The sequence below is a fragment of the Maricaulis alexandrii genome, assembly GCF_005871165.1.
GTDB lineage: Bacteria > Pseudomonadota > Alphaproteobacteria > Caulobacterales > Maricaulaceae > Maricaulis > Maricaulis alexandrii.
Window position 1 is genome coordinate 117,597 of record NZ_SWKP01000007.1, and the last position, 23,492, is coordinate 141,088.

At 63.9% G+C, this 23,492-nt stretch carries 20 protein-coding genes; 15 read left to right on the forward strand and 5 right to left on the reverse strand.

Annotated elements, in window-relative coordinates:
• Positions 1-28: 28 nt before the first annotated feature.
• The gene (locus FCS99_RS16320) at positions 29-532 is read left to right on the forward strand and encodes a CPBP family glutamic-type intramembrane protease (RefSeq protein ID WP_138511950.1); all 504 of its coding nucleotides are present in this window, start codon (positions 29-31) and stop codon (positions 530-532) included.
• On the opposite strand, the gene mnmA is transcribed toward FCS99_RS16320, so the two are convergent.
• The 4 genes from mnmA to flgK all read right to left on the reverse strand — a co-directional run bounded on the left by mnmA (position 529) and on the right by flgK (position 5,325).
• Complete coding sequence (gene mnmA, locus FCS99_RS09665; protein WP_138511952.1) at positions 529-1,746, reverse strand: tRNA 2-thiouridine(34) synthase MnmA; 1,218 nt, start codon at positions 1,744-1,746, stop codon at positions 529-531. The two genes, FCS99_RS16320 and mnmA, sit on opposite strands and share 4 nt — an antisense overlap.
• 93 nt (positions 1,747-1,839) lie before the next feature.
• Entirely contained in the window at positions 1,840-2,094 is a 255-nt protein-coding gene (locus FCS99_RS09670) for a hypothetical protein (protein ID WP_138511954.1), read from the reverse strand.
• Between the two features lie 162 nt (positions 2,095-2,256).
• Complete coding sequence (locus FCS99_RS09675) at positions 2,257-3,171, reverse strand: flagellin (protein ID WP_138511956.1); 915 nt, start codon at positions 3,169-3,171, stop codon at positions 2,257-2,259.
• 12 nt (positions 3,172-3,183) lie between these two features.
• A complete protein-coding gene (gene flgK / locus FCS99_RS09680) occupies positions 3,184-5,325 on the reverse strand; it encodes a flagellar hook-associated protein FlgK (RefSeq protein ID WP_138511958.1) in 2,142 nt (713 codons plus the stop codon).
• Between the two features lie 574 nt (positions 5,326-5,899).
• On the opposite strand from flgK, the gene FCS99_RS09685 reads away from it, so the two are divergent.
• The 13 genes from FCS99_RS09685 (at position 5,900) to FCS99_RS09745 (ending at position 20,100) form a co-directional block, all read left to right on the forward strand.
• Positions 5,900-7,783 (forward strand): flagellar hook-length control protein FliK, encoded by a 1,884-nt coding sequence (locus tag FCS99_RS09685; RefSeq protein ID WP_138511960.1) that lies wholly within the window; start codon positions 5,900-5,902, stop codon positions 7,781-7,783.
• Positions 7,784-7,794: 11 nt separating this feature from the next.
• The gene (locus FCS99_RS09690; protein WP_138511962.1) at positions 7,795-8,484 is read left to right on the forward strand and encodes a flagellar hook assembly protein FlgD; all 690 of its coding nucleotides are present in this window, start codon (positions 7,795-7,797) and stop codon (positions 8,482-8,484) included.
• A 101-nt stretch (positions 8,485-8,585) separates the two neighbouring features.
• Entirely contained in the window at positions 8,586-9,974 is a 1,389-nt protein-coding gene (locus FCS99_RS09695) for a flagellar hook protein FlgE (RefSeq protein WP_138511964.1), read from the forward strand.
• A 199-nt stretch (positions 9,975-10,173) separates the two neighbouring features.
• Positions 10,174-10,446 (forward strand): CtrA inhibitor SciP, encoded by a 273-nt coding sequence (sciP, locus tag FCS99_RS09700; RefSeq protein WP_138511966.1) that lies wholly within the window; start codon positions 10,174-10,176, stop codon positions 10,444-10,446.
• 214 nt (positions 10,447-10,660) lie between these two features.
• Entirely contained in the window at positions 10,661-12,298 is a 1,638-nt protein-coding gene (gene fliF / locus FCS99_RS09705; RefSeq protein ID WP_138511968.1) for a flagellar basal-body MS-ring/collar protein FliF, read from the forward strand.
• Positions 12,299-12,306: 8 nt separating this feature from the next.
• Positions 12,307-13,329 (forward strand): flagellar motor switch protein FliG, encoded by a 1,023-nt coding sequence (gene fliG / locus FCS99_RS09710; protein WP_138511970.1) that lies wholly within the window; start codon positions 12,307-12,309, stop codon positions 13,327-13,329.
• A 15-nt stretch (positions 13,330-13,344) separates the two neighbouring features.
• On the forward strand, positions 13,345-13,992 hold the full coding sequence (locus tag FCS99_RS09715; protein ID WP_138511972.1) for a FliH/SctL family protein: 648 nt from the start codon (positions 13,345-13,347) through the stop codon (positions 13,990-13,992).
• A 105-nt stretch (positions 13,993-14,097) separates the two neighbouring features.
• Complete coding sequence (gene fliN / locus FCS99_RS09720; protein ID WP_407658281.1) at positions 14,098-14,370, forward strand: flagellar motor switch protein FliN; 273 nt, start codon at positions 14,098-14,100, stop codon at positions 14,368-14,370.
• Positions 14,371-14,396: 26 nt separating this feature from the next.
• Positions 14,397-15,764, forward strand: coding sequence for a sigma-54-dependent transcriptional regulator FlbD (gene flbD, locus FCS99_RS09725; protein WP_138511976.1), 1,368 nt, complete (start codon positions 14,397-14,399; stop codon positions 15,762-15,764).
• A gap of 12 nt (positions 15,765-15,776) precedes the next feature.
• Positions 15,777-17,909 carry a flagellar biosynthesis protein FlhA gene (gene flhA / locus FCS99_RS09730; RefSeq protein ID WP_138511978.1) on the forward strand — a complete coding sequence of 711 codons (2,133 nt, stop codon included), beginning with the start codon at positions 15,777-15,779 and terminating at the stop codon, positions 17,907-17,909.
• A 35-nt stretch (positions 17,910-17,944) separates the two neighbouring features.
• Positions 17,945-18,937 carry a flagellar biosynthesis protein FlhF gene (locus FCS99_RS09735; RefSeq protein WP_138511980.1) on the forward strand — a complete coding sequence of 331 codons (993 nt, stop codon included), beginning with the start codon at positions 17,945-17,947 and terminating at the stop codon, positions 18,935-18,937.
• Complete coding sequence (locus tag FCS99_RS09740; protein ID WP_138511982.1) at positions 18,937-19,737, forward strand: AAA family ATPase; 801 nt, start codon at positions 18,937-18,939, stop codon at positions 19,735-19,737. Before FCS99_RS09735 ends, FCS99_RS09740 begins: the two co-directional genes overlap by 1 nt.
• A 39-nt stretch (positions 19,738-19,776) precedes the next feature.
• Complete coding sequence (locus FCS99_RS09745; RefSeq protein ID WP_138511984.1) at positions 19,777-20,100, forward strand: hypothetical protein; 324 nt, start codon at positions 19,777-19,779, stop codon at positions 20,098-20,100.
• Between the two features lie 55 nt (positions 20,101-20,155).
• Here FCS99_RS09745 and FCS99_RS09750 read toward each other — a convergent pair whose 3' ends face one another.
• The gene (locus tag FCS99_RS09750; protein ID WP_138511986.1) at positions 20,156-21,151 is read right to left on the reverse strand and encodes a DUF6607 family protein; all 996 of its coding nucleotides are present in this window, start codon (positions 21,149-21,151) and stop codon (positions 20,156-20,158) included.
• A 134-nt stretch (positions 21,152-21,285) separates the two neighbouring features.
• On the opposite strand from FCS99_RS09750, the gene FCS99_RS09755 reads away from it, so the two are divergent.
• Positions 21,286-23,370 carry a TonB-dependent receptor domain-containing protein gene (locus tag FCS99_RS09755; protein ID WP_138511989.1) on the forward strand — a complete coding sequence of 695 codons (2,085 nt, stop codon included), beginning with the start codon at positions 21,286-21,288 and terminating at the stop codon, positions 23,368-23,370.
• Positions 23,371-23,492: the final 122 nt, after the last annotated feature.

Consider the following 23,492-nt stretch of genomic DNA (forward strand, 5'->3'; position numbering starts at 1 on the left):
GGTTGAAAGTCTCGATAGTCTGGCGCGCATGATCAAAACAAGCGGTCCAGCGTCAAGTTTTTTCGCAGATGCGGCATCCGCCGCACGGGCATGGCCCAATTTGCGCCAATGGTGGCAAACCTTTCTTCTGCTTGCGCTTTTCGCAAGCTTCACCCTTCTTGTAGCCAAACTTGATACTGCGTTCAACTTTTCAGTGACCGCGCAGTGGGGCGAGCTGTTAGCGATAGCAGCACTGGGATTTTTCGTCCCGGCCCTAGGCGAAGAGATGGTGTTTCGAGTCGGATTGGCCGGGCGGAGCGGACTCTGGCGCGCCACGCTGGCACTCGCCCTTTTCATGCTCTGGCACCCGGCCCAGGTCTGGCTCGGCCTGCCCATGGCGCAGCCGGCCTTCCTGGCACCGGGCTTCCTGATCATTGCCGCCGCTCTGGGGCTCACCTGCACGCTCGCCTGGCGGATGACGGGCTCGGTCTGGCCGGCCGTGGTGATCCACTGGCTTACGGTGGTGGGGTGGAAGGCGCTGCTGGGCGGTTAACCGATCAACCGATGACCCGTTCCGCCAGTCCCGCGACCACTCGTGCCCGCAATCCAGCCTCCGCCCAGCACCCTGTCCTCGTCGTCCGGGGAATAGAAGACGCAGGCCTGGCCCGGTGCGACGCCTTCTTCGCCCTTGGCGAGGACGACACCGATCGTGTCGCCATCCACAGACAGCGCAGCGGGCACCGGCGGACGGGTTGAGCGGACCTTCACGCGCACGGGCGCGCCGTCTGACAGGGCATCATCACCCAGCCAGTTGATGTCCTTAAGGACGATTGTGTCGACTTCCAGCGCTTCGCGCGGCCCCACCACGACTTCCGCCGTCTCGGCATCCAGGCGCACGACATAAAGCGGCTCGCCCAGGGCAATGTTCAACCCGCGGCGCTGGCCGACCGTGTAGCGGATCACGCCTTCATGCTCGCCCAGCACGCGGCCGTCGACATGAACGATCTGGCCCGGTCGTGACGCGCCCGGACGGACCTTCTCGACAATGTCGACATAGCGGCCATTGGGCACGAAACAGATGTCCTGGCTGTCCGGCTTGTCGGCGACGATCAAGCCGAAGGCTTCGGCGAGACGGCGCGTCTGGTCCTTGTTGAGATGGCCGAGCGGAAAGCGCAGGAAGTTCAGCTGTTCATGCGTGGTCGCGAACAGGAAATAGGACTGGTCCTTGCCGGCATCGGCAGCGCGGCGCAGTTCCGGTCCGTTCTCGCCCTCGACACGCTGGATGTAGTGACCGGTCGCCATGCAGCGGGCGCCCAGCTGCTTGGCCGTTTCCAGCAGGTCGGCAAACTTGACGGTCTGGTTGCAGCGCACGCAGGGAATGGGCGTATAGCCGGCCAGATAGGTGTCGGCGAACTCCTCGATCACCGCCTCGCGGAAGCGGCTTTCATAATCCAGCACGTAATGGGGAAAGCCGCAGGCCTCGGCGACGCGCTTGGCGTCATAAATGTCCTGGCCGGCACAGCAGGCGCCCTTCTTGGCGATCGCCGCGCCATGATCGTAGAGCTGCAGCGTCACACCGACCACATCATAGCCCAGCCGGTGCAGAACCGCCGCGGTCACGGAACTGTCCACACCGCCGGACATGGCCACCACGACCCGATGGTCACCGGGATGGCCGCCCAGCCCCAGCGGATCGCCGGACAGGTTCAATTCACAAAGGAGTTCATCAGCGCGCGTCGCCGCGTCGCCGGTCAAAAGCGTCGTCATTCTCTCGCCTCCAGCGGGGTCAAGGCCCGCAGCAAACGTCTATGGGAGGCGGGTTAATAGCCGAAGGCAGTCGGGAAATACAGCCCTCAGAAGCTACCAGCCCTGCCTGAACAAGGCTTGCAGAACATCTCCGATAAAGCTTTTGGGGTATTTCAAAAAGTAAAACGCTGCACCCAGCGAAATGCCAAAAATTAGCAACGAAACCAATACTATGGCCAAAAGCGGGGCATTCGCCCGAAACATCAGAAACGTGCCGATGCCTGTAATCAGCACGGCAATGAGTGTCGCCCAACCACCCAGCCGATCATAATCGCCGGGCTGTATTCCTTCCTCTGGACGTTCTGCCATCTCTTCGTTCCGTTCGGCAGCCCCTGGATCGCGACGGCAACTGCAACATCGCCGACCAGGCCTGCGCGCTGTTACCTGCCTATCAGCTCAACACGGGAGCGCGGGAATGTCGCGTTGTCGACCAGAATTACGTTCCGTCAAACCCAAAAGAGGTCAGTCCACCTACCGAAGATACGGCAGCAAGGACACGTCATTCAGCGTGGAGAACGTCATCGCGGAGACATCCACGGCCGTCTGGGCTTGCTGGAAGCGGTTCGCGGCCTCGGCCATGTCGGCATCTTCCATGTCGGAAATCATGATGGTCAGGAAGTCCTGCCGGTCCATGTGCGAGTTCTTCAGGTTTTCGACCTGGGTCTGCTTGGCACCATTCTCGCCGACCTTGACCAGCAGATTGTCCAGGGCGGAAATGACGTTCTGGATCTCGCCGGTCAGGAAGGCGTCCTGGGCTGCCGTCATCGGCGAAGCGAAGGGGCCGTTGGGGCCGGCATCGAAGTCCGCGATCCGCTTGAAAGCGGCCATGACCTCACCCCCGACATCACTGGCCAGCATGCCGACTTCCAGCGTGTAGCCCTGGTCCAGCTGAACCACCGGCGACCGGTCATTATTCTCGAATACGTCGGCGGAACTCGCCGCCGCGACCAGGTCCGACAGATTGTCGATATTCACCGGAGCAACATCCGACCGGGTTCCCCCGAACAAATAGACACCGGCATGACGCGCATTGAGGGAAGCGGTGATGTCGTAGAAGGCCTCGCGCACCTGGTGCATGACATAGTCGCCCTCTTTCGAGGTCACAGCCGTGCGCAGTGAGGAGACGGCATCGGACATGCGCTCCAGCGCGATGTCCTGGGATTCCAGGCGCGCTTCGGTCCGTTTCGACGCTTCCTCGTAGGATTTGGCCCGCTCGAGTGCGGCCTTGGAGGCTGACAGGGATTCGGCCTGGTATCCGACGCCCTTCAGGTCAGTGGCCAGTTTGCCGGTCGTCAGCTGCTTCTGCGCATCGAACATGTTCTTCTGCGCCTTCATCAGATCCATCAGGGCGGACTGATTGGCTGCATAGGTAGAGATCCGCGTCATCGCCTATTCCTTCTAGACAATATTGAGCAGGGTTTCGGTCATTTCCTTGGCCGCCTGCATCATGCGCGCCGAGGCATTGTAGGAGGTCTGGAACATGGTCATCGAGGCCAGTTCCTCATCCAGATTGACGCCTTCAACATCCAGTCGTTTCTGGGCTGCCGTTTCCCGCAGGACAACGGCCGAGCCGGCTTCGCTTTCGGCACGGGCTGCGCGCGAACCGACCGTCCCGGCCAGGCGCGCCATGTAATCGCCGAGGCTGGCACTGGTCACCGAAATCGATCCGGCAGCATCAAAGGTGCGGGAATTGTCGAGCGCACTCTGGAGCGCCGAACCGCCGCGATTGTCACCGGCCGTCACCACGACATCACCGACCGCCGTGGTGGCCGAGATATCCAGCTGGGCCAGCGCCAGGCGGGAGGAGTCGGAGCGGATGTCCGGATCGACATCGAAGCTTTCCGAACGCGAGGCCCGGGCTTCCAGCCCCACACCGAACAGGTGGGAGAAGGCAACGCCCGACCCGGCCCGCGATGTGGAATCGCCCGTCAGATTGAGGTCAAAACTCTCATAGCCCGGATTGGCCGTGTAGCTCAGCTTGCCATTGCCATCGAGCGAGAAGGTCGCATAGCGCCCCAGCCCGGTCGTGGTGTCATTGAGCGCTGTGATGACGTCATTGAAGCTTTCGCCGGCGACCATGTTCACATTGACCGTGCCGACCGAATTGCCATCCAGCGTCTTGATCGTGAATTCCAGTCCGGTGCCGGCCGTGAAACCATGCTGTTCCGCGCCGGTCAGGCCGGTCTCGAAAAAGCCCGGCCGCGTGGAGCGCACCAGGTCATTGAGACCGAAGAAGTGGGCAAAACCGCGCCCGCCCCGATCCGACGGATTGGTCTCGTCCTGAAGGGTCGCGATGCCATTGGTCGCCGCATTGGCGGAAATCGTCATCTGGCCATTGGCAAAACTCGCCGTGCCAACACCGCCCAGGGCGGTATTGATGGCCGTGGTGAGACTGTTCACCGTGGTCCCGATCGCCGCGGGTGCGCCCCCGTCGACCGACAGGGTGCCGGCATCGAAATCAATGTCGACCCGGCGCACCAGCGCACCGGTATTGTCAGTCACGGCCAAGGTCGTGGCGCCCGTGAAATTGTGCAGGTCGGTGCCTTCCAGGCCCGTATTGCGGCCTTCCAGGGTCTGCGGTGCCGGATAGGAAGTGGAATTGTTGTGCGCTTCGTTGAGCGCATCGGCCGCACCAGCCGTCAGCTCGGCGAGTTCCTCGGCCACTTCCGCCAGGTCACCATCGCGCAGGTCCAGAAGACCGCGCAATTCACCCGACTGGATATGACTGTCCAGCTGCTGCGGCGAGCCCCCGTTCGGCGGCTGCACATAGATCTGGCCGTACTTCACGCCATAGGCACCGGTGCCGGAGGGCTTATAGGTCAGTTCAGCCGGGTAATTGTCGAGCAGGAGAACACCATCGGTCGTGCGAACCACGACCCGGCCATCGCCCTGGTAATCGGCCCGGATATCCATATAGGTCGACAATTCGTCGAGCAGTTCGGACTGGCGGTTTTCCGCCCCTGACACATCACCGCCCGACGAGGACAGGCTCTGGACATTCGCGTTGAGCTCATAGAGCTCATTGATGATCTCATTGGCCCGGGTGACGGTGCCATTGATCTTGGCGTCGGCTTCCAGGCGCTGATTGCGGACCTCGGTCGACAGACGGGCGGATTCATCAAAGAAGGATTGCAGGTCCGCCGCGGCTGACAGGCGCGACACGGACAGGGACGGGTCGACACTGGCTTGGGACAGGCTGGTGAAAGCCTTGTTCAGGCGGGAGAAGATCGAACCGCTATCATCCAGATTGCCAAACTGCGCCTGCAGGCGATCCAGGGCACCGGCCCGGACTTCCGCAGACCCTGCCTCACTGATCGACCGCAGGGATGCAGACTGGAGGTGGCGGTCGACGATCCGCGTGATGCCGACCACTTCGACCCCCATCGCCACGCCGCCGACATTGCGGGACTGGAGATTGGCCTCGGTCCGGGCATAACCGGGCGTGTTGACGTTGGCGACATTGTTCGAGGCGGCACGCAGGCCGGCCTGGCTGGCTGCCAATCCCGAAAGGGCATTGCCCAGAATTCCACTCAACGACATGACAGGCTCCCGGAGCAGCGAGCAAATTTACCAACAGACCGGCCAAAGATTCCGGCAAAACGGCAGAAATTGCCGGGCAGGACCCGACCTTCCGCGCCTTGGGCGGCTTCACTCTTTGGCATGTAACTATCTGTCGTCATTTATATTTTCGCTCGAATTCCAATTCTCTATCCCGCCAGCGGACCAGCAGGTCTGCCTGTAACGTCGCAAGTGCGGGGCCAGTTCGCGTCAAGCAGCGTCCCCGGCCCGTTGGGGCGGTGCCGAGGCGTCCGATCCCGACCGGCCGCTCTCACATTCATGCCGCGCGGACGCGTGACGCGCGCGCGCCCTCACGCGCGGTTTTCAAGGTCAGGCCGGACCGGAACGGCCCCAGAACGGGGTCCGGCACCCTACCCGGCAGCTTCCGCCCACCACCGGGAAAGTTTCGCCGGGCAAACCCGGATCACCGTAAACATTTCCGGGAAATTAATCCGATAATTCAATTACTTAGATCGAATTGCATCTGGCACGCCCCTTGCGACTGGCTTGGCGAACCAAGGCGCATGGTGCGCCCCGAATGTGAGTGAAGACGACGATGCAACCCGGCCAGATCCCAACTCTGACCTTTCCAGCCAACGCCCAGGCTGCGTCCGCCGCCGGTCAGACGACCGCGCAGGCCAACGGCCAGGGCACGCCCGCATCCGGTCTCGCCTTCAATAACCTTCTGGCGGGCCTGACCCGGGGGTCCCATGCGACCCTGCCGGCCGCCGCCACACCGGCGCCTGCCGCCTTGAGCAACGCCTCCGACCAGGGCCTTCTGCACGCCAATATCCGCTCAGTGCTCGGCGGGAACCCGCTGGCTGCCGGAACGGACTTCACCGCGTCTGCCACGCCCGGTTCGGACGCGCCGGTCCCGACTGCGACGGACGGCACCGTGACGGAGACCGGTCTGGAAGCGGCGCTGCTGGCAAACCAGCAGACGCCGGAAGCCCAAGCGGTCACGACCGGCGCGACCCAGTCAGGCCTTGCCGTGGCGACGACCACGGGAACCGAGACACTCACCGGCTCGGCCACAGCCCAAGCCGGCACTGCTCCGGTACAGCCCGGAACCACTGCCCCGGCGGCAACCGGCCCGATGACGGCCCCGGTCCAGGCCAGTGGCGACTCAGCCGCCACGACCCCGTCCGGCCCGGCCATCACAGGAAACAGCACGGGTACAGCCCCGGTCACGGGCCAAGCCACAACTGACGCTGCCCAGCTGTCCGCCCAGACCGGTCAGGCTGGCGCCACGTCCGACGCCGCGACGACGACAGACAATCCGGCTGCCAAGACGGCCCAATTGCCCGGACACGCCGCCCCCGCTGCCCAATCGGCCACCCAGGACAATGCCAAGGCCGGGATCAAGTCGAGCGTTCTGGCCAAGCTTCCCACCCAGGCCCGCCCGGCCCAATCCAACCTGCCCCAGCCGACCAGCCTGGCCCCGACGCCGGCCGTGCCGAACGGGCAGGGAAACCCGGTTGTCACCGGATCACCGGCCCAGCCGCAATCCGTGGCCCAGGCCCAGGCCCTCAATGGCGCTCAAACCTCTGTCACCGCCGCCAGCCAATTGCCGGCTGAGGCCCAGGGCCTGAAAGCGTCCGCCGGTCTGAAAGAGAGCTCCGAGACGCGAGCCATCCTGCAGCCGCGCGGGGCCTCCGCCCTCGCCGCCGGCCAGTCGAGCAGCGCGTCACAAACCAATGCGTCTGCGGTCACAGCGACCGCAACCGCCAAACCGGACACCACGGCCGCCGTGCCCACCACCACGTCGCCCGGTGCTGAACCGGCCCTGCCGATCCAGCGCGAATTGCCCGCCGGCTTCCAGCCTGCGACCGCACAGCCCGGCGTCGCACCGACCGCCGGTCTGGAGACGGCACCGCTCCTCTCGGGCGGCGAAACCAATGATGGCTCTGCCACGGCGGATATCGATCTGCAGGCCGGCCGCATGCTGGATGCCCGTGTCGCTGGTGACCGCAACGGCGCCCATCTGCCGCGCTTTGCCGCCCACACGACCCAGACCCTGGCCGGGCAGATCACCCGCCAGTTCAACCAGGGCAATCGCGTCTTTGACATCCGTCTGGACCCGGCCGAACTCGGCAAGGTCGATGTGCGTCTCGAGATGCGGGCCGACAATCGTGTCCACGCAGTACTCACGGCTGAACGCCCCGACACGCTCATGGAATTGCAGCGCAATGCCCGTGAACTCGAGCGCGCCCTCAATGAGGCGGGCCTCGAGCTGGGCGAAGACGGGCTCGACTTCCAGATGCAGGAAGACGGCCAGTCCGCTGCCGAGAATTCTGCCGACGAGTCCGGCGCCTCCATCCCGGTCTTCACCGAGAGCGAGACCGACGAGCTTTCCAGTGTCGCCATCGAGGCTGACGCCCCCCGTTCCACCTATGGCTTCCTGCTGTCGCGCCGTGAAGGCGTGGATGTGCGGGTCTAGGAGCACACCAGATGACCGAGATTTCCTCCATTGGAGCTACCAGCCCGGCCCTCGCGAATTCGCAGACCGGACTGGCCGACAATTTCGAGATGTTCCTGACCCTGCTCACCGAGCAGATGAAAAACCAGGATCCGCTCAACCCGCTCGACTCCACCCAGTTCGTGAACCAGCTGGTGGATTTCTCCAGCGTGGAACAGCAGATCGCCCAGAACCAGAATCTGGAAAGCCTTTTGCTGCTGCAATCGGCCGCCGCCCAAGCCGACTCAGTGAGCTATATCGGCCGCGTCGCGACCGCGCTGACGCCGGATGCCGTGCTGCAGGACAGCCAGGCCGAGTGGGAATACACCCTGCCGTCCGATGCCGCCGAAGTGACGCTCCTGATCAAGGATGGCGAACAGATTGTCGCCCGCGCCGAAGGCGAGACCACGACGGGCAATCACACCTTCAACTGGGATGGACTCAGCGACTCCGGCTCGCAGCTGGATGACGGTATCTATACCCTTGAAATTATTGCCGAGGATGCCGAGGGCGAAGCCCTGCAAACCTCGATCCGGGCCGCGGCGCGCGTCACCGGAGTGGACATGTCCGGCAATGAAGTCAGCGTCCAGATGGGTTCGATCAGCGTTCCGCTGTCCTCCATCCTGTCTGTGCGCGAAGCCCCCAGCACGGCTCAACCCCCGACGGAAGACGCCACCAGCTGACACCCAGGCCCGCCGGCCTGACCGATCTGCCAGAAGACGGATCGTGAACCACAACCAGCAGAAAGCTCCGACAAGAACCAAAATCGCAAGGAGCATGCATAATGAGCATCAATTCCGCGCTTTTGGCCGGCGCCTCCGGCCTGATTTCGAACTCGAGCGCCCTGGCTGCGATCTCGGACAATATCGCGAACGTGAACACGGTCGGCTACAAGCGGGCCAATTCCGTCTTCACGCCGCTTTATGATGCCGGCGGCAGCACCTCGACGCGCTATTCCGCGGCCGGTGTCCGTTCCGTCGCCCGCCTCGCCATCGGCGAAAGCGGCCTGCTGACGGCCGGCACGTCCACCACCGACCTGGCCATTTCCGGCCGTGGTTTCTTCGTGGTCCGCGACACGCCGACCGCTGGCACCAATGACCCGGTGGCCTTCACCCGCGCCGGCCGCTTCACGGCCGATGATGAAGGCTTCCTGCGCAATGATGCCGGCATGTACCTGTCGGGCTGGCCGGTGGCCGCCGACGGCACGGTCCCGCAGAACCCGTCGGACCTGAACACGCTGGAAACGATCAACCTGTCCTCCATCGGCGGGGCGGCGGAAGCCACCACCACGATGACGATCAATGCCAACCTGCAGTCCAGCCAGACCGTGTCTGCGGCCGAAGCCACCTATGCGGCCGGCACCTCGGCCAACAATATGGCTTCGGGCAATGTAACGCCGGACTTCCAGCGCTCCGTGCCCTTCTATGACAGTGTCGGTGGCGTTCGTTCGCTCACCATCTCGCTGCTCAAGAGCTCCACGCCAAACCAATGGCATGCGGAAATCCACATGGTGCCGCCAGGCGATATCGCCACGGGCGCCGGCCTGGTCGATGGCCAGATGGCGACCGGTACCGTCGCATTCGACGCCCAGGGCCGCCTGGACACGACCAACACAACCCTGCCGACCTCGCTGGACTTCCTGTCCTCGACGAATACGGCCGCGCTGGGTGCCAACCAGTTCCAGTGGGCTGCCGCGACGGGTGTCGATGCCCAGTCCGTCGAGCTGGACTTCGGCTCGCCGAACGCACCGGGCGGTTTCACCCAGTATGACAGCCCGTCTGCCCTGCTCTCCACGAATGTGAACGGCTCGGCCTTTGGCAACTTCGCCAGCGTTGACGTGGACGAGGACGGCTTCGTCTTCGCCAAGTTCACCAACGGCATTGTCCGCAAGATCTACCAGGTGCCGGTGGCGACCTTCGTCAATCCTGATGGCCTGGAAGCCCAATCGGGCGGTACCTTCACGGTGACGCCGGAATCGGGCGCCTACACGCTCTCGCCTCCGGGCCTGGGCACGGCCGGCAATATCGCCGCTTCGACGCTGGAAAGCTCCAATGTCGACCTGGCGACCGAGTTCACCAGCCTGATCACGACGCAGCGGGCCTACTCCGCCTCGTCCAAGATCATCACCACGGCTGATGAAATGCTCGACGAAGCCATCCGGATGAAGCGCTAACATCACCCACGCTGATCCGTAATCTGGGCCCTGCCTCTGGCGGGGCCCATTTTTTATGACTGCGGTCTGACCCCCACGTGTCGAATTCGCGGCAAATTTTAAGGCTGTGTTTAAACTTAAATTTACCCAGCGGTTTAGGTGGATGTTAAAGCCCGGTGTGTAGGGTCACCCTACAAACAAAAAACACGGGGACACGGACATGCAGCCGCGCCTTAAAAAAGAAAATTATGTCATTGGACCGGATGGTAGCCCTCTGACCCTTGCGGATCTTCCGCGCCAAGACACCCAACGCTGGGTGGTTCGGCGCAAGGCGGAAGTCGTCGCAGCGGTTCGGGGCGGATTGCTTTCTCTTGAAGATGCCTGTGCTCGATACTCGCTGACCGTCGAGGAATTCCTCGGTTGGCAACGCTCGATCGACCGCCATGGTCTGGCCGGTCTGCGCACCACGCGCCTTCAGCAATATCGCGGCTAAAACCGCACTGATTCGCTGAAAAGCGGAGCTGGCCCTGCCCCCGGGCTGAATCCGCTTGGGAACCACCACCCCTATGCATACAGGCGTCCCGCCGGGTTTTTCCGGCGGGATGCATTTCGTATTCGGCGGCATTAAAGTCTCGTTTACGACACAGGTAGGAAAATTCTGCCCAGTGCTTCGCTGATGGAGCACGAACAAGCAGGCAGGATTCCTCGTGAACGCGATACTCGAACAATTCAGAGCTTTCGGTGCCGGCCGTCTGACAGCGATCTTCGGTCTGGCTGTCGGCGTCGCCGCCGCGCTCGTGTATTTTTCCGGTGCCGTCAGCGGTGGCAGCCAGGCGCTGCTGTATTCCGGCCTCGACCCGGCTGAAGCGGCCTCCACGTCGGAAGTGCTGGACCAGGCCAATATTTCCTATGAAATCCGCGAAGGCGGCACCGCCATCTATGTCGACCGTGAGCAGGTCGACGAAGCCCGTGTGCGCCTCGCCTCTTCCGGCCCGCTGAACGGTGCCTCCGTCGGCTATGAAATCTTCGACCGCCAGGACAGTTTCGGACAGACCTCCTTCGTCCAGAACATCAATGCCAAGCGCGCCCTGGAAGGCGAGCTGGCCCGCACCATCCAGTCCCTGGCCTTCGTCAATTCGGCCCGGGTCCACCTGAACCTGCCGGAACGCCGCCTGTTCACGCGCGACCAACAGGATCCGACCGCAGCCGTCACGATCTCCTCCGGCCAGCGCCTGAACAGCGAACAGGTTCGTGTGATCCGCAATATCGTCGCCTCCGGCGCCGGCCTCGAGCCGGGCAATATCTCCCTGTCCGATGACCGCGGCCGCGTCCTGGCCAATGCCATGGAAGACGGTGCCGCCGGTACCGCCTATATGGATGAGCGCCGTGCCGAGATCGAAACCGCCATGCGCCAGAACATCCTGGACATCGTGGAAGGCGTTGTCGGACCGGGCGCGGCCCGCGTCCAGGTGACCGCAGACCTGAACCGCCAGAGCGTCACCCAAAGCTCCGAGACTTTCGATCCGGAAGGCTCCGTCCTGCTGTCGCGCGAACGCTCGGAAGACATCTCCAACGACCAGGACGGCAATCGCAACCGTGTTTCCGCGTCCGAGAACCTGCCCGACGCCGCCGGCGAAGCCGGCAATGAGGGCCCGTCCAGCGTGTCGACCCGCGAGACCTCCTCGGAAACCGTCAATTATCGCCTGTCCTCCACCACGCGGACCGAAGTGATCGAAGCCGGTGCCGTCGAGCGCCTGTCCGTGGCCGTCGCCGTCGACGGGATTGTCGACCTGCAGGAAGACGGTTCCACAGTCTGGCGTGAACGTCCGCAGGCCCAGATCGATCAGATCGAGGCCCTGGTCCGGTCCGCCATGGGCTATGCCGAGAGCCGCGGCGACAGCCTGACCGTCCGCCAGATCGAGTTCGCCCGCGCCGATCCGCTGCTGGGCACGCCGGCCACAAGCGGCTTCTCCTTTTCCAAGAATGACCTGATGCGCGTGGCCGAGATCATCGTCCTGTTCGTCACGGCCCTGCTGATCATCTTCCTGGTGGCCCGTCCGCTGGTGAAAGGTGCCAGTGGCGCGCCGATGCCGCAGGGCCTGGCCCTGGCGGGCGCCGGCGCCGGTGCCCAGCCGGCCGTCGCCGCGGCCCCACCTCCGGCCGCCCTGCCCGCCGGTGGCGGCGCCGCAGGTGCGCTGCCCGCCGTCGACCAGAACGACTCCATCGATATCGAGAAGATCGACGGTCAGGTGAAAGCTTCGTCGCTGAAGAAGGTCGCCAACATTGTGGAATCCCACCCGGAGGAATCGATCTCTATCCTCCGCTCCTGGCTGCATGAAGGGTGATGTGAGACATGGCTGAGAAACGCGCCATCGACGATCCTGCCCGCCTGTCCGGCCCCGAAAAGGCCGCCGTGATGCTGCTCGCCCTCGGTGATGAGGGTGAATCGCTCTGGCAGCAGCTGGACGAGGAGGAAATCCGCGAGGTTTCCCAGGCGATGTCCAATCTCGGCACGGTATCGTCCTCTGCCGTGGAGCGTCTGATCGTCGACTTTGTCGGGCAGATGTCCTCCACGGGCTCGCTGATGGGCTCGTTCGAGGCCACCCAGCGCCTGCTGACCTCCTTCCTGCCGGGCGACAAGGTCGAATCGATCATGGAAGAACTGCGTGGTCCGGCCGGCCGGACCATGTGGGACAAGCTGGGCAATGTGAACGAGGTCGTCCTCGCCAACTATCTGAAGAATGAATACCCGCAGACCGTGGCCGTGGTCCTGTCCAAGGTGAAGTCCGAGCACGCCTCGCGCGTTCTCGCCGCCCTGCCGGAAGACTTCGCCCTGGAAGTGGTGACCCGCATGCTGCGCATGGAGCCGGTCCAGCGCGAGATTCTCGACCGGATCGAAGAAACGCTGCGCACCGAATTCATGTCGAACCTGGCCCGCACCTCCAAGCATGACAGCCACGAGATGATGGCCTCGATCTTCAACAATTTCGACCGCCAGACGGAAAACCGTTTCCTGGCAGCCCTGGAAGAGCGCAATCGCGAGAGCGCGGAGAAGATCCGCTCGCTCATGTTCGTCTTCGAAGACCTGTCCAAGCTGGATCCGGGCGGCATCCAGACGCTGATGCGCGCCATCGACAAGGACCAGATGGCCCTGGCGCTGAAGGGGGCCTCCGACAGCCTGCGCGACCTGTTCTTCTCCAACATGTCCGAACGCGCCGCCAAGATCATGCGCGAGGACATGAATGCGATGGGGCCGGTGCGCCTCAAGGACGTCGACCAGTCCCAGCAGGCCATTGTTTCCGTGGCCAAGGACCTGGCTGCCAAGGGCGAGATCATGCTCGCCGACGGCGGCGCCGACGACGAACTGATTTACTAGGGATTGGACGAACCGATGACACCGACGAAATTCGATTTCGATACCGAGTTCGACCATAACGGCGAAATCCTGCGGGAAGGCGAGAGCTACAAGCGCTTCTTCACCCAGGACGATGTCGACGCCGCCCGCATGTGGGGCGTCGAGGAAGGCCGCGAAATGGAGGAAGGCCGCTGCGCGGAAAACCTCCAGGCCATCGCCTCCCAGATGCAGCTCATACTGGCCCGGCTGGCGCACGAGTCCGATGCCCTGCGACAGGAATCCGCGAGTCTGGCCATCGCAGCCGCCCGCAAGATCGCCGGTCACGCACTCAACCAGTATCCGCTCGACACGATCGAGGAATTGGCGCGCGAAGCCGTGCAGGACCTGCGCAATGAACCCCGCCTGTCCGTGCGCTGCGCGCCGGACCTGGTGGAATCCCTGTCGGAGCGTCTGGAACAGACCGCCCGCCAGGCCGGTTTCGACGGCGCCATCATGGTGCGCGGCGAAGACGGCATGCGCAGCGCCGATGTCCGCCTGGAATGGGGCGCCGGCGCGATCCAGCGCAGCACTGAGGAAATCGATCAACGCCTGAATGATGTGGTGGCCCGCTGGCTGGACTCCACACCGGACGACGACAGCCAGGACAGCGCCCCGGGACATGAGTCCGGCGCATCTGCTGCTTAAGGGAGGCCTTTCATGGCTGACGAAAACAATTTCGACCTGCCGGATCTCGGCAATGAAGGCGGCGAGCAGGTTCCTGTGACCCAGGCGCCGGCGCGTGGCGATTCCATGCTCGAGGAAGAAGAGAAGGCCGCCGCCGATCTGGCACCGGTTTTCGATGTTCCGGTCAATATCTCGGCCGTTCTGGGCAAGGCCCATATCGACGTGAATTCGCTGCTGAAACTGACCTCCGGCTCGGTCGTCGAGCTGGACCGGAAAATCGGCGAAGCCATCGACATCTACGTCAATAACCGCCTGGTGGCCCGCGGCGAAGTCGTCGTCGTGGAAGACCGGCTGGGCGTGACCATGACGGAAATCATCAAGGACGGGGACTCGGCCTGAGTGCCGGGTAAGGACGGAGCAAAACCATGAGAATTCTGATTGTAGGCACCTTGGGCGGACAGCTTCATACCGCCACCAAGATCGCCCTGGACCGCGGAGCGAAAGTCTCCCAGGTCGACACGATCGAACAAGCCACAGCGCATTTGCGGGCCGGCCGGGGCGCCGACCTGCTCATGGTGGACCTGCATCTGGACGTCCAGTCCCTGATCGCGGCCAATGAGGCCGAGCGGATCTCGGTTCCGGTTGTGGCCTGCGGCGTCAATGTGCGCCCGGAAGCGGCGGCTGCGGCCATCCGCGCCGGCGCCAAGGAATTCATCCCGATGCCGCCGGATGCCGACCTGATCGCCGCCGTCCTGGAAGCGATCGCCGACGACGAACGCCCGATGATTGCCCGCGACCCGTCCATGCAGGCAGTCATCGAGCTGGCTGACCGCATCTCCGCTTCCGATGCTTCCGTCCTGATCACCGGTGAAAGCGGCTCCGGTAAGGAAGTGATGGCGCGCTACGTCCACTCCAAGTCCAAGCGCGCGGCGGCTCCCTTCGTCTCCGTCAACTGTGCGGCCATCCCGGAAAACCTGCTGGAATCCGAACTCTTCGGTCACGAGAAGGGCGCCTTCACCGGCGCTGTGGCCCGCCGGGTCGGTAAGTTCGAAGAGGCCGATGGCGGCACGCTGCTGCTCGACGAAATCTCCGAGATGGATATCCGCCTGCAGGCCAAGCTGCTGCGCGCCATCCAGGAACGCGAGATCGACCGCGTCGGTGGCACCAAGCCGGTCAAGGTCAATATCCGCATCCTGGCGACGTCGAACCGTGACCTGCGCAAGGCGGTCGCCGAAGGCATTTTCCGCGAAGACCTGCTGTTCCGCCTGAATGTCGTGAACCTGGCCCTGCCGCCCCTTCGCGAACGTCCGGCCGACATCCTTGCCCTGTCCGAGCACTTCGCCAAGAAATACGCCGCGGCCAACGGCATCGAAGATCGCCCGATTTCCGATGCTGCCCGCACCCAGCTGCTGGCCCGCGAATGGACCGGCAATGTGCGGGAACTGGAAAACGCCATGCACCGCGCCGTGCTGCTGGCTTCCGGCCGCGAGATCACGCCGGATGCGATCCGCATGCCGGACGGTTCGGCCTTCACGGGCTCGGGCAATTCCATCGCCCGCCAGGCGGCCGACGCCGCCCAGACGGTCCAGGCCGACATGATCGGCCGCACCGTGGCGGAAGTGGAACAGGACCTGATCCTGAACACGCTGGACCATTGCCTGGGCAACCGGACCCATGCCGCGAACATTCTCGGCATCTCGATCCGCACCCTGCGCAACAAGCTGAAACTGTACTCGGATCAGGGCGTGGACATCCCCGCCCCGAACCAGACCGCTGGCGTCAACGTAGCCTGATAGGACCCGAACGTGGCCGACACCGCTGCTTCTGAAACCTCCGCCCCCGCGGCGGGAGGCCTTGATTTCCGCGCCCTGCTGAACCGCGTGATGCGCGGTGATGTGGCCTTGGCCGTGGGCATTCTCGCCATTCTGGTGATGCTGCTCCTGCCGATGCCCAGCATGCTGCTGGACTTCTCGCTGGCCATCTCCGTGTCGGTCTCCGTCCTGGTCCTGATGACGGCGCTCTTCATCAAGAAGCCGCTGGAATTCTCGGCCTTCCCGGCCGTCCTGCTGATCACCACCCTGCTCCGGCTGGGCCTGAACATCGCCTCCACCCGCCTGATCCTGTCGCGCGGGCATGAAGGCACGAATGCCGCCGGTGAAGTGATCGAGGCCTTCGGCGCCTTCGTCATGCAGGGCAATGTGGTGATCGGGGTGATCGTGTTCTCGATCCTGGTGATCGTGAACTTTGTCGTCATCACCAAGGGTTCCGGCCGGATCGCGGAAGTCGCGGCCCGCTTCACCCTGGACGCCATGCCCGGCAAGCAGATGGCCATTGATGCCGATCTGTCCGCCGGACTGATCACCGAAGACGAGGCCCGCAAGCGCCGCGCCGAACTGGAAGGCGAAAGCAATTTCTTCGGTGCCATGGATGGTGCCTCCAAATTCGTCCGCGGCGATGCCATGGCCGGCCTGATGATCACGGCGATCAATCTGATCGGCGGCATGGTCATCGGTGTGGCCCAGTCCGGCATGGACTTCTCCAGCGCCGCAGCCGCCTATTCCACCCTGACAATCGGTGACGGCCTGGTCTCCCAGATCCCGGCCCTGATCATTTCGGTCGCAGCCGGCCTGCTGGTCTCCAAGGCCGGTGTCGACGGCGAAGCCGACAAGGCCGTGTTCGGCCAGCTGACGGCCAATCCGCAAGGCCTGGGCCTGGTGTCCGCCGTGGCCTTCATGGTCGGCGTCCTGCCCGGCATGCCCTTCCTGCCCTTCGCCCTGATGTCCGCCTGTGCCGGAGCCCTGGCCTGGATGAACCGGGATATCGTCGAGCGAAAAGCCCAGGAAGCCCTGGAGGCAGAGGCCGAGAAAGTGGCCGAGGAAGCCTCCGGCCAGGCCAATGAAGAAGCGCCGATCGAGGACAGCCTGGCCATCGACGAGCTGAAAATCGAGCTGGGCTATGGCCTGCTGCCGCTGATCAATGATGTCGACGGCCGCAAGCTGACCGACCAGATCAAGGCGCTCCGCCGCTCGCTGGCCGAGGAAATGGGCTTCATCACCCCGGCCGTCCGCATCATCGACAACATGACGCTGGGCAATAACGAGTACACGATCCGCATCAAGGAACTGGAGGCCGGTCGTGGCCAGCTGCAGCTCCACAAACTCCTGGTCATGGATCCGTCCGGCATGCAGATCGACATGCCCGGTGATCACGTGAAGGAACCGACCTTCGGCCTGCCGGCCACCTGGATCGAGGAAGGCCTGCGCGAGGAAGCCAGCTTCCGGGGCTATACGATCGTCGAGCCGGCCGCGGTTCTGGTCACCCATATGACCGAATTGCTGCGCGAGAACATGGCCGACCTGCTGTCCTATGCCGAGGTCGAGAAGCTGATCGACAAACTGTCCAAGGAACACAAGAAGCTGGTCGACGACATCACCCCGTCCCAGATCAGCCGCGCCGGCATCCAGCGCGTCCTGCAGATGCTGATCCGCGAGCGCGTCTCGATCCGCGACCTCCCGACCATCCTGGAAGGCGTCGCCGAGGCCAGCTCCACGACCCAGAATATCGACGCCATCGTCGAGCATGTCCGCGCCCGCCTGGCCCGCCAGCTGTGCCACGCCAACAAGGCGCATGACGGCGTCCTGCCGGTGCTGGCCATGGGGCCGCAGTGGGAGCAGGCCTTCATGGAATCCCTGGTAGGAGAAGGCGACCGCCGTCAGCTCGCCCTGGCCCCGTCCAAACTGCACGACTTCGTTGCGGCGATCAGAAACTCTTTTGAAACCGCATCAACTCAGGGTCATGTACCGGTGCTGCTGACAAGCCCGATGATTCGTCCGTATGTCCGCTCGCTGGTGGAACGTTTCCGCCCGCAGACTGTGGTGATGTCACAGAACGAGATTCACCCCAGCGCCCGGCTGAAAACCCTGGGTCATGTCGGCTGAACCGGCCCCATGCTCGCCCGCAACTGAACTGAACCATGCGACTTAGAACCTTCTCTGCCCAGTCACTCTCCCAGGCCATGGCCGACGTGCGCCGCGAAATGGGACCGGAAGCGGTCATCATCGCGACCTCGGACGGCCCGGACGGGGGTGTCCAGGTGCGGGCGGCTGCCGAGGCGACCCAGCTACGCGAACCGGCCGAACCCGTGCGGGAGCGCGCCGAGCGTCTGAAGGCCGAAGCCGATATCGAGCGCGGCCTGCGTGAGGACAATGATCTGGATCGCGTCATCCGGGCGCTGGGCTTCCATCGCGCACCGGGTGTGTCGGCCCAGGCGCTGATCCGGTCAGCCCATGACCTGACGGACGGCCAGGCTGTGTCACGCCTCGCCCACGCCATCGAGGCCCGCTACACCTTCCAGCCCCTGCCCGCGGTTCCCGAGCATCCGGTCCTGTTTGCCGGCACGCCGGGGGTCGGCAAGACGTCCATTCTCGCCAAGATCGCCGCTCGCGCCATCACGGCCGGCGCGCGTCCGACGCTGATTTCCTGTGACGGGGAACGGGCCGGCGCTGCGGGCCGGCTGAGCGCCCTGGCCGAACGCATGGGGGCCGAATTCAAGTCGGTCGATGATCCGCGCGAGATGATCGATGCGGTGGACGGGGTGGAGGGACCTGTCCTGGTGGACAGCCCGGCCATCAACCCGTTCGAACTGGACGATCTGGACATGACGCTCGCCTTTGCGGACAGCGCCCAGGCCGAGATTGTCTATGTCTTCGATGCTGGGCTGACACCGGAGGACGCCGAGGATGGCGCCTCCCTGTTCGCCTCGATCGGTGCCAGCCGCTGCATTCCGGTGAAGCTGGACTGCGCCCGCCGCCTCGGCGCCATTCTCGGCGTCGGCGAAACCGGTCTGGCCTTTGCCCAGATCTCCTCAACGCCCTTCATCGGTGGCGGCCTGGCTCCGGCCACGCCCCTGCGCCTGGCGCGCGCCCTGATCGAAGACCGGCTCACCCCTTTTGAAGAGGCGGACTGATGAAGCTCGCATCTGCCCCCCAAGATCGTTCCGCCGGCCGTATCCTGGCCGTGGCCTCCGGCAAGGGCGGGGTCGGCAAGACGACCTGCTCGATCGGCATGGCCCATGCCTTCTCCAGCCTGGGCGAACGCGTCCTTCTGGTCGATGGCGATCTGGGCATGGCCAATATTGACGTGCAGCTGGGCCTGCAGCCGGTCTCCGACATCTCCAGCGTCCTGAATGGCCGTGTCGAGCTGAAGGATGCCGTCACGCCGGCCCTTGGTGGTGCCGACGAAAATGGTGGCTTCGATGTCATTTCCGGTCGGTCCGGATCCGGCACCCTGGCCAATCTGTCCGGCCCGGGCCTGACCAAGCTGGCCAGTGGCGTGGCCGCCCTTTCCCTGTCCTATGACCGGGCCGTCCTGGATCTGGCCGCCGGTGCGGATCGTGCCACGATCCGCCTTGCCCTGACAGCCGATGATGTCGTGGTCGTGATCAATGACGAACCGACCTCGCTGACCGATGCCTATGCCTTCGTGAAGACCCTGCGTCTGCATGATGACGGGGCTTCGCCGCTCGTCGTGGTCAATAATGCTCCGGACGGCAAGACGGCCCGCGAAGCCTTCGCAGCCTTCCGCAAGACCTGCGAGGCCTTCCTCTCCTTCACGCCGACCCTGGCCGGCATCATCCGGCGCGATGCCAATGTTCCGGCTGCCATCCGTCAGCAGACCTGCGTCGCCAAGCGCGCACCCGCCTGTGACGCGGCCAAGGATATTCGCGGAATTGCCGGATCGCTCGCACGTGGTAAAGAAGCGGCGTAGAGTGGACTGACGCCATGGGGACGGCGTTCGGGGGGCAAAATGTACGAATCCTGGGGAGACCGGCTGGCCAATGGCTTCACGCCTTTTGACTGGTGGCTGATCATCGTTCTTTCGCTGGTCGCGGCGCTGATCATGAGGAAATGGCCACAATGGCCGGCTGCGGCAGCCATCGCCTTCTTTGTCGATGCGGCGGCCCCCTTCTTCTACCGCTGGGCCGTCGGCATTCCTCCGGATTTCGCGCTGGATTTTGCCGTGTCCCGGTTGGATGACCGCGGCGGCATCGTAGTCCTGCTGCGCCTCACCTTCTACATGCTGGCGATTGGCGCGATTTACTGGACCAAGCGGCGTTACAGCCGGCACTGACAAAAAAGGCGGACCGCAAGGCCCGCCTTTTCCATGTCTGCCCGGGTTACAGCCGCTAGTCGATCACGGTGATCTGGCTGTCCAGATAGGTCTCGGCCTCGGCGAAGGCCTCATCCACGGTCGCCAGTCCGAACAGGACCCGCTGGCCCGCTTCCAGGACCGGACCGTAAAGCAGCGTGCCTTCGGCATCATCCTCGATATGGAAACGTTGCGTATTGTCCTCCAGCCAGTCAAAGCGCGCACGGACCAGGGCCCAGTAGTCTTCGGTCGCCGCCCAGTAATCCAGCGCGGCCTGGTCGTTGGACAGGTCCGTATTCCGATAAGTGTTCACACCGATCTCGCGCACCAGTTCGTGCGTGGTGCCATCGGCTTCCACCACCAGCTTGGAATTGTCCTGCTCATGGGTCCAGCCCCAGGACGTGACAGTGTGGCGGTTCACGGCCGCGATGACATCATAGTCGTCCCGGGTCGTGTCATCCCGTCGTGGCAGGGGACGCCAGGAGACCGGCGGTTCCCAGGTCGACACGCCGTCTTCGTCATGGGTCCAGGGCGCGACCGCCGCATAACGCGGGCTGTCATCGACCTGATAGACGGTCTGCGACCAGGCCCCGGCCGCTTCCCCGGCGGACACCGGTTCCACTGTCCAGTCATCATGACCCTGGAAGGCCAGAACGCTGTCCGGCTGGTATTCCCAGTCCTGACGCCAGTGCTTCACGATGAAGGGATTGTCCTCCTCACCGACGATCAGCAGATGCTGCAGCATGATGAAGTCACCCGTGTCTTCCACCACAACCACGACTTCGCGGGCCGGCGTGAATTTCGGCTCGGCAAGCTCATAGCCCTCGGCCACCGGCACGGTCTCGCGGAAATCGAAGGTCACGGCATACTCGCCCTGCATGGCCAGGATCGCCGCCCGGTCCTGCTCATAGGCTGCCTGGCTGTGCGTGGCACTCGGCTCGGCCTGGGGCGCCGTACCAGTCGGCGCCGGTTCCGTCGTGGCGCAGCCGGTCACTAGAAGCGCGGCCGCGGCGGTGAAGTAAGCGAATTTCATAGGAAGCCTCATCCCCGTCAAAGAAACCCCGGAAAGTTTCCGGTGTAAGTCGCGAAAGATTCTCACTTGCATTATCAAAATGCAAGAGCCAGAACTGCAGGCAATGCAAATCATTCTCAAAAGAGGGACGCGTAATGAAATCCGTGTTGTTGAGTGGCGCTGCAGCGCTGGCACTGGCCACACCCGCCTTGGCGCAGACGCAGGACGAGGACGAAACCATCGACGTGATCGTCGTGGAGACCACGAAGACCCGGCTGGACGCCTTCGTCTATCCGGGCATGACCGCCACGATCGATGCCGAAGCCCTCGACCTCTATCGCCCCTCCGATCTGGATGATCTCCTGCGCCAATTGCCCGGACTGGAAGTCAGCGGCGGTCCGCGCCGCACCGGTCAGACCCTGGCCCTGCGCGGCCAGGGCCGCGAGAACACCACTCTCCTGCTCGACGGCGCGCGCCAGAATTACGGATCGGCCCATGACGGGGTCTTCTTCATCGACCCGGCCCTGCTGGTCAGCGTGGAGGCCGTGCGGGGGCCAGCGTCCGCGCTTTACGGCTCTGGCGCTTCAGGCGGCGTGGTCGCCTTCCGGACGGCCGGCGCCGATGACCTGCTCGCAGCAGACGAGGATTGGGGCTTCAGCCTCGGGGCCGGATACCGCACGGTCGACGAGGAATTGCGTGGATCGGCCAGCGTCTATGGTCGCCACGGCACGTTCGACGCCCTCGCCTCGGTCTCGCGCCGTTCGTCCGGCGACATCACGCTGGGATCCGGCGACCATCTGCCGGCCAGTGATGAAAGCCTCTCCACCCTGCTCAAGCTCGGCAATGATTTTGGAGACGGCATGCGGGCCGAATTGAGCTGGCAACTGTTTGACGGTGAAGCGGTGGAACCGAACAATGCCCAGGGCGTCGCTTCGGTCGGCTCCCTCAACGCCCTCGCCCAGAAAGATATCGAATCGGACAATCTGACGCTCAATGCCCGGATCGCGCCGCCCAGCCTGGACTGGCTGAACCTGGACCTCACTGTCTATTCCAACACGTCCGGCGTGGATGAGCTGGAACTGGAAACGGGCCGGCAATTGCGCCGCGATCTGGAAACCGTCGGTATTCGCGGCGACCAGCGCTTTGAATTCGCGCTCGGGGCCTATGATGCCGCGCTGGTCGTAGGAGGTGAATACTATGAAGACAGCCAGGACGGCTTTGACAGCGACGACCCGAACGGCACACGCGGCGGCGCCCCGGATGCCGACAGCCAGTTCGCCGCCGGCTGGACACAGCTGGAGATCGACGGCCCCGCGCCACTGGGCCTGCCAGGCCGACTGATCGTACTGCCGGGCGTGCGCTATGACAGTTTCGAGACCTCGACCCCGACCAGCGCCGCTGTCACCAGCGATGCCACCTCATCCCGGCTCGGCCTGACCTATGCGCCGACCGAGCGCTTCAATGTCTTCGTCAGCTGGGGTGAAGCCTTCCGGGCCCCGTCGATCAACGAACTCTATATCGACGGCACTCACTTCTCCCTGCCCCACATCATTCTGGGCGCCCCGGTTTTCATCACCAATGAGTTCATCGCCAATCCGGATCTCCTGCCGGAAGAGACGGAAACCCTGGAGATCGGCTTCGGTCTCGACCTCGCCGACCAGATCGGCGTGGACCGGTTGGATCTGCGGGCCTCGGTGTATGAGACGCAGGCGGATAACCTGATCGACCTCTTCGTCGACTTCGCCTTTGATCCGACCTGTTTCGCCCCGCCCTTCTTCTCGCCCTGTTCGGCCGGCACCACGCAAAGCCGCAATGTGGGCTCGGCCGAGCTGACCGGGTATGAAGCCCAGATCGGCTTCGCCCAGGGGCCGCTGGCCATCGATGCCTCACTGACCGGGATTGATGGAGAGGATACGGAAACCGGCGACCCGCTGGGCTCACTGGCTCCGACGCGTCTTTTCGTGGACGCGCGCTGGCACTTCGAGGATCAGCGCTTCATCCTGGGTAGCCGCATCCAGGCCGCCGACGACTATGACGCCCCGACCGATACGAGCGCGCATCGCCCCGGTTATGTCGTCGCCGATCTCTATGCCCGCTGGCAGCCGATCGAAGACAATGGCCTGACCTTCAATGCCGGTGTCGAGAATGTGCTGGACCATGATTATGACCGCGTCTTTGCCGGTGTCAGTGAGCCGGGGCGGTCCTTCCGGTTCGATGTCAGCTGGTCGCAGGCTTTCTAGCCAGCTGACCGACTAGCGGGGCGGCGTGTTGTGCCGCCCTGTCCGGCCGGTCCGTCCGGACCGGCCCATTTCGCAGGTGGGAAACTGTGAGAGCCACTCAGCCCGGGCCTTCCCCAGAAGGT

Bases quoted from the DNA above. Each gene is read 5' to 3' on its own strand.
- fliG (WP_138511970.1), top strand. From the start codon at position 12,307: ATGGCTGAGAAACGCGCCATCGACGATCCTGCCCGCCTGTCCGGCCCC.
- sciP (WP_138511966.1), top strand. From the start codon at position 10,174: ATGCAGCCGCGCCTTAAAAAAGAAAATTATGTCATTGGACCGGATGGT.
- fliN (WP_407658281.1), top strand. From the start codon at position 14,098: ATGCTCGAGGAAGAAGAGAAGGCCGCCGCCGATCTGGCACCGGTTTTC.
- flgK (WP_138511958.1), bottom strand. From the start codon at position 5,325: ATGTCGTTGAGTGGAATTCTGGGCAATGCCCTTTCGGGATTGGCAGCC.
- FCS99_RS09745 (WP_138511984.1), top strand. From the start codon at position 19,777: ATGTACGAATCCTGGGGAGACCGGCTGGCCAATGGCTTCACGCCTTTT.
- FCS99_RS09685 (WP_138511960.1), top strand. From the start codon at position 5,900: ATGCAACCCGGCCAGATCCCAACTCTGACCTTTCCAGCCAACGCCCAG.
- FCS99_RS09750 (WP_138511986.1), bottom strand. From the start codon at position 21,151: ATGAAATTCGCTTACTTCACCGCCGCGGCCGCGCTTCTAGTGACCGGC.
- flbD (WP_138511976.1), top strand. From the start codon at position 14,397: ATGAGAATTCTGATTGTAGGCACCTTGGGCGGACAGCTTCATACCGCC.
- FCS99_RS09740 (WP_138511982.1), top strand. From the start codon at position 18,937: ATGAAGCTCGCATCTGCCCCCCAAGATCGTTCCGCCGGCCGTATCCTG.
- FCS99_RS09695 (WP_138511964.1), top strand. From the start codon at position 8,586: ATGAGCATCAATTCCGCGCTTTTGGCCGGCGCCTCCGGCCTGATTTCG.
- FCS99_RS09715 (WP_138511972.1), top strand. From the start codon at position 13,345: ATGACACCGACGAAATTCGATTTCGATACCGAGTTCGACCATAACGGC.
- FCS99_RS09735 (WP_138511980.1), top strand. From the start codon at position 17,945: ATGCGACTTAGAACCTTCTCTGCCCAGTCACTCTCCCAGGCCATGGCC.
- FCS99_RS09755 (WP_138511989.1), top strand. From the start codon at position 21,286: ATGAAATCCGTGTTGTTGAGTGGCGCTGCAGCGCTGGCACTGGCCACA.
- FCS99_RS16320 (WP_138511950.1), top strand. From the start codon at position 29: ATGATCAAAACAAGCGGTCCAGCGTCAAGTTTTTTCGCAGATGCGGCA.
- FCS99_RS09675 (WP_138511956.1), bottom strand. From the start codon at position 3,171: ATGACGCGGATCTCTACCTATGCAGCCAATCAGTCCGCCCTGATGGAT.
- FCS99_RS09670 (WP_138511954.1), bottom strand. From the start codon at position 2,094: ATGGCAGAACGTCCAGAGGAAGGAATACAGCCCGGCGATTATGATCGG.
- mnmA (WP_138511952.1), bottom strand. From the start codon at position 1,746: ATGACGACGCTTTTGACCGGCGACGCGGCGACGCGCGCTGATGAACTC.
- FCS99_RS09690 (WP_138511962.1), top strand. From the start codon at position 7,795: ATGACCGAGATTTCCTCCATTGGAGCTACCAGCCCGGCCCTCGCGAAT.